Annotated in this window: 12 protein-coding genes and 1 riboswitch; of the genes, 3 read left to right on the top strand and 9 right to left on the bottom strand. The window is 71.8% G+C overall.

Features of this window, described 5'->3' with window-relative positions:
• Nucleotides 1-505 (bottom strand): glycosyltransferase (locus tag ABZ896_RS19235; RefSeq protein ID WP_360929944.1); only part of this gene is annotated, 505 nt, incomplete at its 3' end.
• A gap of 204 nt (nt 506-709) precedes the next feature.
• Between ABZ896_RS19235 and ABZ896_RS19230 the strand changes: the two genes are divergently transcribed.
• On the top strand, nt 710-2,668 hold the full coding sequence (locus ABZ896_RS19230; RefSeq protein WP_360929929.1) for a ricin-type beta-trefoil lectin domain protein: 1,959 nt from the start codon (nt 710-712) through the stop codon (nt 2,666-2,668).
• 3 nt (nt 2,669-2,671) lie between these two features.
• Here ABZ896_RS19230 and ABZ896_RS19225 read toward each other — a convergent pair whose 3' ends face one another.
• Nucleotides 2,672-3,523: a bifunctional 5,10-methylenetetrahydrofolate dehydrogenase/5,10-methenyltetrahydrofolate cyclohydrolase gene (locus tag ABZ896_RS19225; RefSeq protein ID WP_360929926.1), complete on the bottom strand. Its 852-nt coding sequence runs from the start codon at nt 3,521-3,523 to the stop codon at nt 2,672-2,674.
• Nucleotides 3,524-3,545: 22 nt separating this feature from the next.
• A riboswitch (ZMP/ZTP riboswitch) is annotated at nt 3,546-3,628 on the bottom strand.
• Nucleotides 3,629-3,644: 16 nt separating this feature from the next.
• Nucleotides 3,645-4,487: a hypothetical protein gene (locus ABZ896_RS19220; RefSeq protein ID WP_360929923.1), complete on the bottom strand. Its 843-nt coding sequence runs from the start codon at nt 4,485-4,487 to the stop codon at nt 3,645-3,647.
• Nucleotides 4,488-4,548: 61 nt separating this feature from the next.
• Here ABZ896_RS19220 and ABZ896_RS19215 point away from each other — a divergent pair, with 61 nt between their 5' ends.
• Nucleotides 4,549-5,091, top strand: coding sequence for a MarR family transcriptional regulator (locus ABZ896_RS19215; protein WP_360929920.1), 543 nt, complete (start codon nt 4,549-4,551; stop codon nt 5,089-5,091).
• Between the two features lie 24 nt (nt 5,092-5,115).
• Here ABZ896_RS19215 and ABZ896_RS19210 read toward each other — a convergent pair whose 3' ends face one another.
• Nucleotides 5,116-5,481 (bottom strand): nuclear transport factor 2 family protein, encoded by a 366-nt coding sequence (locus tag ABZ896_RS19210; protein ID WP_360929917.1) that lies wholly within the window; start codon nt 5,479-5,481, stop codon nt 5,116-5,118.
• Between the two features lie 212 nt (nt 5,482-5,693).
• Between ABZ896_RS19210 and ABZ896_RS19205 the strand changes: the two genes are divergently transcribed.
• On the top strand, nt 5,694-5,999 hold the full coding sequence (locus ABZ896_RS19205) for a hypothetical protein (protein ID WP_360929914.1): 306 nt from the start codon (nt 5,694-5,696) through the stop codon (nt 5,997-5,999).
• Nucleotides 6,000-6,063: 64 nt separating this feature from the next.
• Here the strand turns inward: ABZ896_RS19205 and ABZ896_RS19200 are convergent, their stop codons facing one another.
• Genes ABZ896_RS19200 through ABZ896_RS19180 form a run of 5 tightly spaced genes read right to left on the bottom strand, consistent with a single transcriptional unit; the run spans nt 6,064 to nt 13,028 of the window.
• Nucleotides 6,064-7,248, bottom strand: a complete 1,185-nt coding sequence (locus ABZ896_RS19200; protein WP_360929911.1) for a type III PLP-dependent enzyme — start codon at nt 7,246-7,248, stop codon at nt 6,064-6,066.
• Entirely contained in the window at nt 7,245-8,942 is a 1,698-nt protein-coding gene (locus tag ABZ896_RS19195) for an IucA/IucC family protein (RefSeq protein ID WP_360929908.1), read from the bottom strand. The genes ABZ896_RS19200 and ABZ896_RS19195 overlap by 4 nt, the downstream gene beginning before the upstream one ends.
• Entirely contained in the window at nt 8,942-10,138 is a 1,197-nt protein-coding gene (locus ABZ896_RS19190) for an MFS transporter (protein ID WP_360929905.1), read from the bottom strand. Before ABZ896_RS19190 ends, ABZ896_RS19195 begins: the two co-directional genes overlap by 1 nt.
• A complete protein-coding gene (locus ABZ896_RS19185) occupies nt 10,135-11,853 on the bottom strand; it encodes an IucA/IucC family protein (RefSeq protein WP_360929902.1) in 1,719 nt (572 codons plus the stop codon). The genes ABZ896_RS19190 and ABZ896_RS19185 overlap by 4 nt, the downstream gene beginning before the upstream one ends.
• Entirely contained in the window at nt 11,850-13,028 is a 1,179-nt protein-coding gene (locus ABZ896_RS19180; protein WP_360929899.1) for an ATP-grasp domain-containing protein, read from the bottom strand. Before ABZ896_RS19180 ends, ABZ896_RS19185 begins: the two co-directional genes overlap by 4 nt.
• Between the last annotated feature and the right edge of the window lie 81 nt (nt 13,029-13,109).

Genomic DNA, 13,109 nt, shown 5'->3' with positions numbered 1-13,109 from the left:
CACCCCGGGGCGGCGACAGGGGCTTCTCCACCCCGGCACCGGCGGCCCGGTTGCCGAGGGCGCCCCAGGAGCCGACGCCCAGCATGGGCGGAGCGAACTCGCGGGTGGCGGCCAGGGGTTGGAGGTTGAGGCCGAGGCTCGGCAGGGACAGGCCCTCGGCGATGGCGTGTCCGAGCGGGGCCAGGGAGCCGGAGAGGAGCAGCGCGTCGCTCGCCCGCGCGGCCGCCACCAGGTCGTCGGTCATGCTCCCGGCCAGCGCCCGCGCCAGCGCGACCACCCGCAGCAGCTTGCCCACGCCGGTCCCGCTGCGGTGCAGCCCCTTGCCCCGGGAGGACTCCAGCTCCGCCCTCGGATCGACCGGGATCGCGTGGAACCCGATCCCCGCCCGCGCCGCGAGCGGCTCGAAGCGGCCGTGGGTGACCAGGGTGACCTCGTGCCCGGCCCGCGCCAGACCGTGCCCCAGGCCGGTGAAAGGGGCCACGTCGCCCCGGGATCCCGCCGTCATGATCGCTACCCGCACGACGGTCAGTATGGCCCCGCGTCCCGTCGCCGCGCGCGAACGACCCGTGCACACCGGCCAGTTCACCCTTGTCGCATCCGTTGACTTCACCCCCGGGCGGCTCTACTTTCGGCGCGCACGATGTTCGAATCACCGGTCCATGTTCGGTATATCGACCACCGCATGTGTTCCCCCCGTTGAAGGAGCCGCATGAACCCCCCGCCCCGCAGGAGTCTCGTACGACGCGTGAGAGCCGCCGCCGTACGCGCCCTCGTCCTCGCCCTGACGGCCACGGCCGCGCTGCTGTTCGCCCAGCCGACCCCGGCGCAGGCGGCCACGAGCCGCCAGATACCGGTGCCGACCGCCCCGATGGGCTGGGCCTCCTGGAACAGCTTCGCCGCCGTGATCGACTACGACGTCATCAAGCAGCAGGTCGACGCGTTCGTGGCGGCGGGGCTGCCGGCGGCCGGCTACCAGTACATCAACATCGACGAGGGCTGGTGGCAGGGCACCCGGGACAGCGCGGGGAACATCACCGTCGACGAGTCCGAGTGGCCCGGCGGCATGAAGGCCATCGCCGACTACATCCACAGCAAGGGCCTCAAGGCCGGTATCTACACGGACGCCGGCAAGGACGGCTGCGGCTACTACTACCCCACCGGCCGCCCCGCCGCCCCCGGCTCGGGCAGCGAGGGCCACTACGACCAGGACATGCTCCAGTTCTCGAAGTGGGGCTTCGACTTCGTGAAGGTCGACTGGTGCGGCGGTGACGCCGAGGGGCTCGACGCGGCGACGGCGTACAAGTCGATCAGCGACGCGGTGGCCAAGGCGACGGCCACCACCGGGCGTCCGCTGACCCTCTCGATCTGCAACTGGGGCTACCAGAACACCTGGAACTGGGCGCCGGGGCTCGCTCCGATGTACCGGACCAGCACCGACATCATCTACTGGGGCAACAGCCCGTCCCAGACGAACATGCTGTCCAACTTCGACCAGGCCCTGCACCCGCTCGCCCAGCACACCGGCTACTACAACGACCCGGACATGTTGATGGTCGGCATGAGCGGCTTCACCGCCGCCCAGAACCGCACCCACATGAACCTATGGGCGATCTCCGGCGCCCCGCTGCTCGCCGGCAACAACCTCTCCACGATGACCACCGAGACCGCGAACATCCTCAAGAACCCCGAGGTCATCGCCGTCGACCAGGACCCGCGCGGCCTCCAGGGCGTCAAGGTCGCCGAGGACACCACCGGCCTCCAGGTCTACGGCAAGGTCCTGTCCGGCACCGGCAACCGCGCCGTCGTCCTGCTCAACCGGACCTCCGCCGCGCAGAACATCACCGTCCGCTGGTCCGACCTCGGCCTGACCAACGCGAACGCGACCGTCCGTGACCTGTGGACCCGCTCCAACATCGGCTCCTACGGCACGAGTTACACCACCAGCGTCCCGGCGGGCGGCTCGGTGATGCTCACGGTGACCGGCGGCACGGAGGCCGCGAGCAGCACCTACACCGGCACGTCGAGCTTCTCCGGCGTGGTCGCCGGGAACACCGGCATCAAGACCGTCGACGTGGCGTACACCAACAACACCTCCAGCGCCGTCACCGGGACGCTGAAGGTCAACGGCCAGGGCACGACAGCCGTTTCCTTCCCGCCGACCGGCTCCTCCCAAGGCACGATCTCCGTCCAGGTCGGCCTGTCCAAGGGCTCCGCGAACACACTGACCTTCGCCAACGCGCCCACCCTCGCCGACATCACGGTCCGGCCGCTCCCGGGTGCCAACAGCACGCTGGCCGTCGGGACGGGCTCCGGCCGCTGCCTCGACCTCTACGACAACACCATCACCAACGGCACCCAGGCCGAGCTCTGGGACTGCAACGGCGGCCAGAACCAGCAGTGGACGTACACCTCCCGCAAGGAACTCGTGGTGTACGGCGACAAGTGCCTGGACGCCTACAACCTCGGCACCACCAACGGCACCAAGGTCGTCATCTGGGACTGCAACGGCCAGAACAACCAGAAGTGGAACGTCAACAGTGACGGCACCCTGACCAACGTCAACGCCGGTCTCTGCCTGGACGCGTACAACGCGGGCACGTCCAACGGCACGCAGATGGTGCTGTGGACGTGCAATGGCCAGACCAACCAGAAGTGGACGCTCAGCTAGCGGCTAGATCTGCCGGGCGGCGGCGTCCGCTGCTTGAACGGTCTGCTCCAGCAGCGTGGCGATGGTCATCGGACCGACGCCGCCCGGCACCGGCGTGATCAGCGAGGCGCGCTCCACGGCGGAGTCGAAGTCGACGTCGCCGATGTTGCCCGCGTTGTACCCGGCGTCGATCACCACGGCGCCGGGCTTGAGGTCCTGCCCCCGGATCAGCCGGGGGCGGCCCACGGCGGCGACCACGATGTCCGCCTCCCGTACGGCCGCCGGCAGGTCCGCCGTACGGGAGTGGCAGTACGTCACCGTCGCGTCGCGGGCGAGCAGCAGCATCCCGGCCGGCTTGCCGAGGATGGCGCTGCGGCCCACGACCACGGCCCGCTTCCCGGCCGGATCGACGTCGTACGCGTCGAGCAGCCGCATGATCCCGCCGGGCGTGCACGACACGAACCTCGGCAGGCCGAAGCTCATCGTTGCGAACGACGCGAAGGTGACCCCGTCCACGTCCTTCTCAGGCGCGATCGCCTCGAACGCGGCCCGCTCGTCGATGTGCGCACCCATCGGGTGCTGGAGCAGGATGCCGTGCACGGTGGGATCGGCCGACAACTCCCGCAGCGTGCCGACGAGTTCCTCGGTGGTCGTCGCCGCGGGCAGCTCCACGTGCCGGGACTCGATACCGGCCTTGCGGCAGCGGTTCTGCTTCATCCGGACGTACGTGACGGAGGCCGGGTCCGCGCCGACCAGAACCGTCGCGAGACAGGGCGCCTTTCCGGTGCGTGCTGTGAGGTCGGCCGCGCGCTTGGCGGTGTCCTCGACGATGCGCCGCGCGAGCGCGGTGCCGTCCATGATGCGGGCCTGGGACATGATCCACTCCTGGGTCCATCGAAGGAATCGCCCAGGCGCACGGCTTCGGAATCACGGACCGCTCCCCGGTGGTGCTCCACCTCAGCGCCAGTCACGGCCCGCGACCAGGGTAACCGAGCCGTCAGGCCTTGTTCTCCGACGGAGGCGCCGCCGTCGGATCCACCCCCGCCAGGAACCCCGTCGTCTGGGCGTGCAGCCGGTGCGCCCCGAGCGCCTCGGCCCAGCGGGCGACCTCCGTGGCCAGCGCCCGCGCCCCGGCCTCGTCGCCGGTGTCCCGGGCCAGGACCGCCAGCAGCAACTGCTGCGAGAGAACGCCCGGGACCAGGCCCGCCCGTGCCCCCAGGGCGGTGGCCCGTTCCCAGCACTCCGCGGCGCGGACGTGGTCGCCGCCGTCGTGGGCGTGGTCGCCGAGGTGCCGCAGGGCCTCGCGGGAGAGCAGGTCGTCGCCACCGGCGTCGCCCGCGCGCAGGGCGTCCTCGTAGTGGGCGGGGGCTGCGGCGCGCTCGGCGGAGAGGTTGTCGACGATCAGCCCGAGGTACATCGAGGCCCAGCCCCGCCGCACCTCGTCGGGGGCGCTCTCGCGCAGGCCGTGCGCGGTACGCCGGATCCCGGCGAGCGCCTCGGGGTCCTTGCCCTCGGGGCCGGGACGGAACACGCCGTCGCTCACCAACAGGCAGCGGTAGTCGTGCCGTAGCCGGATGAAGCCCAGGTCCCAGTCCGCGCCCGGCGCCTCCTTCTCCGCCCGTGCGGCGCGGGCGGCCGTGAGGTCCGTACCGCCGAACCAGTCGCTCAGCAGGGCGGCTTCGGCGGTGGCCAGGGCGAGGCGGGCGCGGTCCTCGGGGGTGGCGCAGACGGTGGTGTCCAAGATGCCCAGCGCTCGCTCCCATCGGCCTGACAGCGCCAAGTCGTGGGCGGCGGCGAGGAGTTGGTCGAGATCCACGGTTGTGCTCGCGGTGTGCGTCATGACAGGGGAAGGTAGTCAGACGAAAAACCATCCACAAGAAAACTATTGCAGGGGGCGGGTAATGCGGGACTCGGTCGACCGGCACGTCGAGCTGTGGTCGAAGGAACTGGACTGGCTGGACCCGGTCAAGGAGGCGATCTTCGCGCGGCTGAACATTGTGGCCCGGCACGCCTCCCAGGCCCGCCGTACCACCCTGGACACGGAGGGGCTGCGGCACTGGCAGTACAAGGTGCTGCTCACCCTGCGCCGGCAGGGACCGCCGTACACCGCGAGCCCCTCGCTCCTCGCCGACCAGCTGGGACTGACCAGGGGCGCCCTGTCGGCGCGCCTCGGTCCGCTGGAGGAGGCCGGGCTCATCGGCCGTACACACGAGAAGGGCGACCGCAGGCGGGTCACGGTCCGGCTCACCGAAGCCGGGCACGCTGCGTTCGAACGGCAGATCGTTTCCGAGGAGGAGGGAGAGATCGCGCTCCTCGCAGCACTGACCGCAGCAGAGCGGCTGACGCTCGCAGACCTGCTGCGGAAACTGGTCGTGTCCATCGAGGCGGGACCAGCTGCGGCGAGCCCGCCCGGGCCGAGAAGGTCCAGGTCGGACGAGACGTGATCTGGACCCCCGGCGGATTCCTCCCTACTCGTCCCATGCCTGAATCATGGTCTGCTCGACGATCTTGCCGTCCTTGAGGGTCAGCATCGACTCGGAGAGCACGCGCACCCCGTCGGAGTACCGGCAGGACTCGCTGAAGGCGACCTGGTCGCCGTCGACGAGACACTGCTCCAGCTTGTGCGTCATGTCGCGGCTGTAGACGTCCTCGAGCATCGCACTGATCTCGTCCCGGCCGTGCAGCACCTTGGGGTTGCTGGGCTGGGTGTTGCGGTCCACGACGCGTATCTCGGCGTCGTCCGCGTAGAGCGACAGCAGGGTCGCCGCGGTGGTTCCTTCGATGCCCCGGCGCAGGGCTTCGGTGTCGAAGCCGGGGCGTGACATGGTGCCCATGGTGACCTCCTTCGAGGGCCGCGGCCTGGCGAGGAGCGGGCCGCGCAGGGCCTCTCCCTTCGAGACTCCTCCGCCCCGGCGGTCCCGGCAAGCGCAGACGGGGAAGGCCGCCGGGGCGCGGACTCGGCAACCGCGGACCGGGTACTGCGCCTGTCGGGTGAGCGGGCGAGGGCGGCCGTGTCCGTGAGGGTGCTCTCGGCGTTGCCCAGAGCATGATCTCAACTCGACGTATCGTCGCCGCCGTGGGTCTCGCCGTCGGCGTCGCCGGTCTCACCGCACCTCTCGCGAACGCCGCCGAGGCGGCTGTTCCGGACAACGGTCAGCTGCACCCGATGGCCATGCTCGACTCGCTCGCGGTGAGCGACATCCCCGAGGAGCACAAGGCGGAGATGCCCAGGGTCTCCAAGCAGCTCGCCGCGCTCAACCAGGTCGACGAGCTGAACAAGCTCAACGAGCTGCACCAGGTCACCGACCTCGCGGCGCCCGTCATGGGGCTGGTGCCCGCCGTCGAGGCCTGACCGCTCCCTTCCGTACGTCTGTCGAGGGCCGCCCGGATCGCCGGGCGGCCCTCGACGTGTTCCGTCAACCGTCCAGGAAGTGGAACCCCGGCCGGGGGTGCATCAGGAAGTCGTGGTGGGAGATGTTCCACGCGTAGGCGCCGGCCAGCGAGAACACCACACGGTCACCGGCCCGCAGCCCCGGCGCGACGACCCCGCGGGCCAACACGTCCTTGGGCGTGCACAGTTGACCGGCCAGCGTGACCGGGCCGTCTCCGGCGGCGGGCCGGGGCCACGGGTGCGGCCACTGCGCCACGCGCAGCACCGAACAGGGCTGGTCGTGCCCCTTCGTCGCCGGTGTCCGCAGGTGCTGGGTGCCGCCCCGGACGACGGCGAAGTCCTCGCCGTGGCTCGACTTCACGTCCAGCACCTCGGTCGCGTACCAGCCGCAGTACGCCGTCAGCGCCCGTCCCGGTTCGATGCGCAGGGTGAGACCGGGGTGTGCCTCGGTGATCCGGGCGAGCCCTTTGCCGTACGTCGTCCAGTCGAAGCGGCGTTCCGGGTGCGCGTAGTCGACGTTCATGCCGCCGCCCACGTCGACCTCGGTGAGCGGTACGCCGAGTCCCATGGCCCAGTCGACGACGGCCGAGGCCACCGACACCTGGTCGGCGGCCTCCAGTCCGCTCGCCAAGTGGGCGTGGACGCCACGGAGTTCGAGCTGTGGCCAGGTGCCGTCCGTGAGGGCCTTGATCGCCTCACGTGCCTGGCTCGGATCCATGCCGAACGGCGTCGGGCGACCGCCCATGGCCAGTGAACTGCCGGCCAACGACCCGTCCGGGACCGGGAGGTTGACGCGCGGCAGCACCGCCACCCGCCGGCCGGGGGCCACCCGCGCCGCCAACTCGGCGAGTACGCGCAGCTCGTGCGCGCTCTCCACGTGGAAGCGCTCGACCCTCAGCTCCAGCGCGGCCGTCACCTCGTCCGGAGTCTTCCCGGGCCCGCCGAAGGCGAGCGGCCGTCCCGGCACCGCCTTCGCGACATGGGCGAGTTCACCGCCCGAGGCCACCTCGTAGCCGTCGACGTACGGGCCGAGCGCGGCGAGGATCTCCGGCTCCGGGTTGGCCTTCGCCGCGTAGTACACCTCGACCCGCTCGGGGAGCGCATTGCGGACGGCGGCCGCGTGGGTGCGAAGAGTAGTCAAGTCGTAGACATAGGCGGGCAGTTCGGCGGAGGTGAGGGAGCCGATGTGGTCTCGGACGGTGGGGTTCATCGGGTGCTCCCGGTCAGGATGTCCTCGGCGAGCGGGGACGGCAGACGGATGTATCCCGCCTCGCGGTCGGCCTTGCGCTCCCAGCGGGTGAGCAGGTTCGCCTTGGCGGGCAGCGGCACACCGGCGAGCAGGGCGGCGAGACGGGGCGGGCAGCCGTGCCGGTCCGCGTACGTGCTGAGGGCCGCCCGGACCCGGCCCCACAGGGCGGCCTCCGCGTCCGGGTGCAGGTCGGCGAGGGCGGCGAGCAGGTCGGCGACGTGGTTGACCAGCAGGCAGTACACGACCCGGTCCCAGCCGCGCTGCGCGTCGTACGTCATCGGTCCCGCGACCTCGGGTGGCAGCGCGGCGAGGGTCTCCGCGTGCTGCTCGGGGAGCAGCTTGGTGCCTTCCAGGTCGCGGAAGAGGACCTGGGCGGGCATGCCGTCGCGGTCCACGCAGACCAGGACGTTCTGGAGATGGGGTTCGAGGACCAGGCCGTGGTCGAAGTAGGCGGCCAGGACCGGTGGCACGAGTAGGTCCAGATAGGCCGACCACCAGTCGAGGGCCGCCCGCGCGTCCGGGGTGCCGAGGAGGCGGGAGACGTGGGCGGGGCCGGTCGGGTACTCGTCGGCGACGGCGGCCGCCAGCAGGGGAGTGGTGGCCGGTGCGAGGCGGCGCGGCAGGCCCTCGCGGACGATGACGCCGAAGCCCTCGAACAGGGCGCGGTCCGGGGTTCCGTCGGGGCCGGGCAGGGCGAGGGTGCGGTAGGCGGGCTCGCGGAGTACGGCACTGCCGGGGAAACGCTCGGCGAGATCGGCCAGCGCCGGGGCGAGGGCGCGGGTGAGGGCCACGGCGCCGGACAGCTCATAAGCGCTGTTCTTCCGGAGGCAGTTGGTGATCCGCACGTTGAGGCTGAACTTGAGGAAGGTCTCGCCGTCGTACAGGGTGCGCACGGACGCGGTGGCCGCGAAGGGGCGGCCGCCCGGACCGAGGTCCAGGACGTCACCGCGGTCCAACGCCGCGCGCAGTACAGGGTGTTCGCGCAGGGTCTCGAACTGCCAGGGGTGCGCGGGCAACAGGCGGTAGCCGTGCGGGACTTCGGCGCGCTGTCCGTCGAGGGCGGCGACGGCCCAGGGTTCTGCGGACTCCTCGGCGACGAGGTGCTCGCGCACGGCCAGGTGCCGCAGCGGGAACGGCGCCCCCGCCTCGGGCGCGTACGCCGCCCACGACCGCGGGTCACCGCTGCGGGCCTTGGGGGTGGGGTGGAAGCGGTGCCCGAAGAACAGTGACTGCTCCGAGGCGAGGTAGGCGTCTGGGGAACCGTCACGTCGCGCGGCGAGCGTGCCGGCGATCGACTCGTGGCTGGAGGCGACCTGTTCGAGGAACTCCTCGTTGCGCACCCCGGTCCGCAGCGACAGTTCGTCCTGCGTGTACTCGGCGAGCCGCCGCCACGTCACCTCGGACCAGCCGCCGTCCCGCCGCTCGCTCACCGCGCCGGTGAACCGGTGGGCGCCTAGGAGCGAGGTGCGGCGCAGGGCGACCCGGAGCAGGACGCCCCGGCGGGGGAGTCGTAGGAGCAGATGTCCGTCGGTGACGACGCTCTGGCGTTCGGGTGCGGAGACCTCGCGCAGAAGGCAGTTCAGGAGCGTGTGGGCCACCACGTCGTCGGGGGTGGGCAGGGTGGTGCTCGGGGGCGAATCGATGAGCGAGGGCATCAACGGCTCCAGCGGATACGGCGGTTCAGTGAGGGAAGCAGGGTCGCGAGGGCGGCGACGGCGGCAGCGGCACTGCCGGTGAGGACGGGAGCGGCCGGGCCGAAGCGGGCGCTGCCCATGGCGGCGGCCAGACCGGCGGCGACGGCACCGGCCTTGGAGAAGAACTCCAGCGAGCCGAACATGCCGCCGGGCGCCCGCCCTTCGGCGCACTCGGCGGCGAGCACCTGGAGGCACACCAGGCCGAGCGTGAGCCCGACACCGAGCAGCAGGCGTACGGCGATCAGCGCGGCGAGCGAGCCGGCCGCCCCGTGTCCGGCGAGACCGAGCGCTATGCAGCCGAAGCCGAGGGCGATCCCCGTGCGCGGCCGGCCTCGAAAGGCGGTGTGCACGGCGAGGGCCGATATCAGATAGACCAGGTGGGGGAGGGCGAAGAGCACACCGGACAACAGCGGTGTCGTGCCGGGGAGTTGCTCGTCGATGAAGGCGATCAGATAGGGGAAGGAGACGACGGTGGAGAACACGAAGGCGAACTCCAGGGTGTACAGGGTGCGCAGCGAGACGACCGGAACCCTGACCGGACCGGTGGTGGGTTCGCTCTCGTGGTGCTCGCCCGCTGCCGGTTCCGGCAGCGCGGCCAGCAACAGCGCGGCCGTGAGCGGCAGTACGGCGAGCACCGCGTACTGGCGGTGCGGCGACAGCCAGCCCGACAGCGAGCCCACCACGATCGGCGCGAGGACGAGCGCGGCCCGTGCGCTGCCCTGCATCAGAGTGAGCGCCCGGGACAGGGCGGAGCCCTGGAGGGCGGCCCCCAGATAGCCGTTGGACGCGGCGAACGTGCCGCCCAGGATGCCCTGGAGGATCAGTGCCAGGGTGAACGTGGCCAGCGAGTCCGCCCAGCCGGCGACCAGGAAGGACAGGGCCAGCCCCAACTGGGCGCGCAGCAGCAGCCGTTTGCGCCCGAAGCGGTCCGCGAGCCGCCCCCACAGCGGGGCGAAGAGCGCCCCGAACACCGTCGGCACGACATAGAGGACCCCCGCCCAGCGGGCGTGCCGGTCGCCCAACTCCGGGAGGATCTCGGTGAGATACGGCGGCAGCCCGAGCGCGGCGAACGAGGCGACGAAGTAGCACCCCGCCACCGCGTGCACCTGGGTACGGCCGAACACCGGACGCGGCAGCCGCAGGGCCGCCCCGCTCACGACGAACGCCCGGGGCTCAGAAGGTAGTTGGGCCCTGTGGTGTAGTGCTTGTTGATGTCGGCCGCGCCCGACCGCTCCTTGGACAGCAGCGTGCCGGCCGTCACCATCGCCTTCACCGGCAGTCGGGGAGCGTCCAGCACTCGGGCCCGCAGCACCTCTCCCGCGTCACCGCCGAGCCGTTCCACCGCCTCGGTCAGGCGCTTCCGGATGAGAGCGAGCAGGGCCGCACGGTGTTCGGGAAGCCCGAACGCGTAGGCGCCCGCGCACAGATGGACGGTGATGGTCGCGAACAGGTCGGCGACCGGGCCGTCTTGGGTGACGAACGTCCGTGCGTCGTCGAAGCCCCAGGGTCCCGGGTGTACGGCGGTCAGCCGCGCGGTGTTGACGCGGGGCCCGTCGTTGTCCTTGAACAGCAGCCGCAGGCTCCGGGGCCGCAGCACCAGAGAGACGTTCTGCTGGTGCGACTCCAGCGCCACACCCTGGCCGAACAGCGTGGTCTGCCAGTCGAGGAGCAGGGTCAGCAACGCGTCGAACAGGGCGAGCGGGTCACCGCCGTAGAACCGGTCGGCGAGGTGGTCGAGGAGCGGCCGTCCGTCCGGGGCCGGGGCGAGGAGCGCGGCCAGGGGGACGACCACCGCTCCGTCGAGTCCCGCCGGGTAGCGACGGCACAGGAAGGCCAGCAACTCGTGGCCCGCGTGGGCGTATGTCGTCTCGTCGGCGTGCAGGATCATCGCCCTGAACCGGTGCTCACGAGCGGCGGCCCGCTCCAGCAGCCGTTGCCCCGCCGCGCCGTCGATCAGGGTGCCGGGCTTGATCGAGCGCTTGTTGCGCAGGCCCAACGTGGCCGTGGCCAACGGGAGTTTAAGGTGCACGGACGGATCCGCGGCCACCGCGACCGTGCGCATCGACAGGGTCGGCACGACCTCCAGGTAGGCGCGCTCGGCGAGGAGCGCGCTGCCGGCGAGGCCGGTGGACCGCAGCGCCTCGTCGAGCGGGGCGCCTACGGTCAACGGGTGGACGGGCAGGGCCACATGGGTGTCCTGCACCTCCGGCAGCCCGAGCTCCGACGGCGTGGGCCAGAATCCCGGGAGCGGGCCGACCATGGTGACCGCTTCCCGGGGCACGGCGAGCCACCGCAGGGTGAAACGCGGGTGGAACTCCGGTGCGTAGGCACGCAGTTGGTCCTCGGTGAGGCCGGAGCGGCCGCGGGCCGTCGGGTAGACGGGGTGGTCGATCCGGGCGGCGAGGGTGTCGTACGCCAGGCTGCCGGAGAGGCCGGTCCAGCGGGCCGGGTCGGCGCCGTAGCGCGCGGTGAGCCGCTCGGTGACGTCGTCCTGCGTCTCCACGTGCAGCCGCATCGTCTCCAGCGTCTGCCGGCACTCCTCGGCGAAGGCGTCGAAGCCGTCCCGGTCCTCGGGCTCGGCGAGCGCCCGCAGTGCGGTGAGCACGTCGGCGTGGGTCCTGAGCCCGGTGCCGTCCGACTCGCGCACCAGCAGCGGCTGCCGGGCCGCGTACTCGCACTGGAACCCGTCCTCGGCGACGGGCAGGAGCAGGGCGTCGCCGTCCGGGGCGGGCAGGCGCAGCCAGTCGCCGTCCACGCGGTGCACGAGCGTGCTGCCGGTGCGCAGACCGACCACGTCCTCGCGCAGGAGGGCCGACAGGACCCGGGTGAGCAGCTCGGCCTCGCAGGTGTCCGGCACGGTCGGCGCGGTCACGGTCGGATCTCCCAGCTGTGCGCGGCCAGGAACTCCGCCGCGCCCCGGTCCACCGTCGACTGGTCGGTGCCGGTGGCCCGCAGGACGCCCAGGTAGTCGCGGTTGGTGCGGTACAGCGCGTGCCGCTCGCCCGGCTCGCGCAGCGGACGGTACGTCAGATGGACGCCGTCCACCGTGAGTTCGGTGGCCGCCGGCGCCTCGACGAGGGTGCCGGCGCGGTCCGCGCACGGGTACTCCAGGCGGGCGGCGCCGTCGCGGCGCAGGCCCAGGTCGGCCGGGAGCGGTTCGCCCAGGTGGGTGCGGAGGATGTGCTCGAAGAGCGGGACGTCCAGCAGCCGGGCGAGGAGCAGATCGCACTGGTCGCCGATGGCACGGTAGTTGACCTCGATGATCCGGGCCCGCCCCTCGTGCACCACGAACTCGGTGTGACAGGCGCCGAATCCGACGCCCAGGGCGTCCAGTTGGGCGAGGACCTGCTGTGTCACCGGCTCGGGGTGAGCGGGGACGAAGACCATGCGCTCCTCGATGAAGTACGGCGGTGGCGACAACTCGGTGCGGAAGCCGCCCAGGACATGGCGGACCGTGCCGTCGCCGAGCGTCTCCAGGGTGAAGAGCTCGCCGGGGAGGTACTCCTCGACGACCAGGACGGTGCCGGGGCGCCGGTCCAGGATCTCCTTGGAGCGGGTGACGAGGTCCTCCGGGCCGTCGACGAGGACGACGTCCTCGCTGGCCACGCCCTCGCGGGGCTTGAGCACACAGGGGTACGGGGCGTCGAGAGGCGCCACCGGTTCGGTGATCTCGGCCGACCAGACGCTGTCCACGCCCGTGTCGGTGAGACGCCTGCGCATCTCCGCCTTGTCCTTGGCACGCAGTGTGGCCCGCCAGTCCTTGCCGGGCAGGCCGAAGTACGCGGCGGCGAGGGCGGCCTGGGTCTGGAGGTGGTCGCTGTTGGTGAAGACCGCGTCGGGGCGGTGGTGGTGGGTGGAGATCCGGGTGATCACGGCCCGGAAGTCCCGGACGTCGCACTCCAGGACCTCGACGTGCGGAGACGTACGGCGGTGGGCGTCGGGCTGATCGGTCAGGACGGTGACGTCCAGGCCGAGTCGGGCGGCCGCGGGCAGGAAGCCCTCGGTGACGGAGTCGGTGGGATTGAGGGCGAGCAGATACAGACGCATGAAGAAGGAACAACTTCCGCTAGCGGGTGGGGGGTTGGGACGGGCCGCGCTCGTGGACGCGGCCCGCCCCGGTTCAGCGGG

It is taken from the genome of Streptomyces sp. NPDC047072, from assembly GCF_040643855.1.
Taxonomy (GTDB): Bacteria; Actinomycetota; Actinomycetes; order Streptomycetales; family Streptomycetaceae; genus Streptomyces.
Note: the sequence above shows the minus strand (reverse complement) of the source record. Positions and strands in the feature narration are given on the sequence as shown.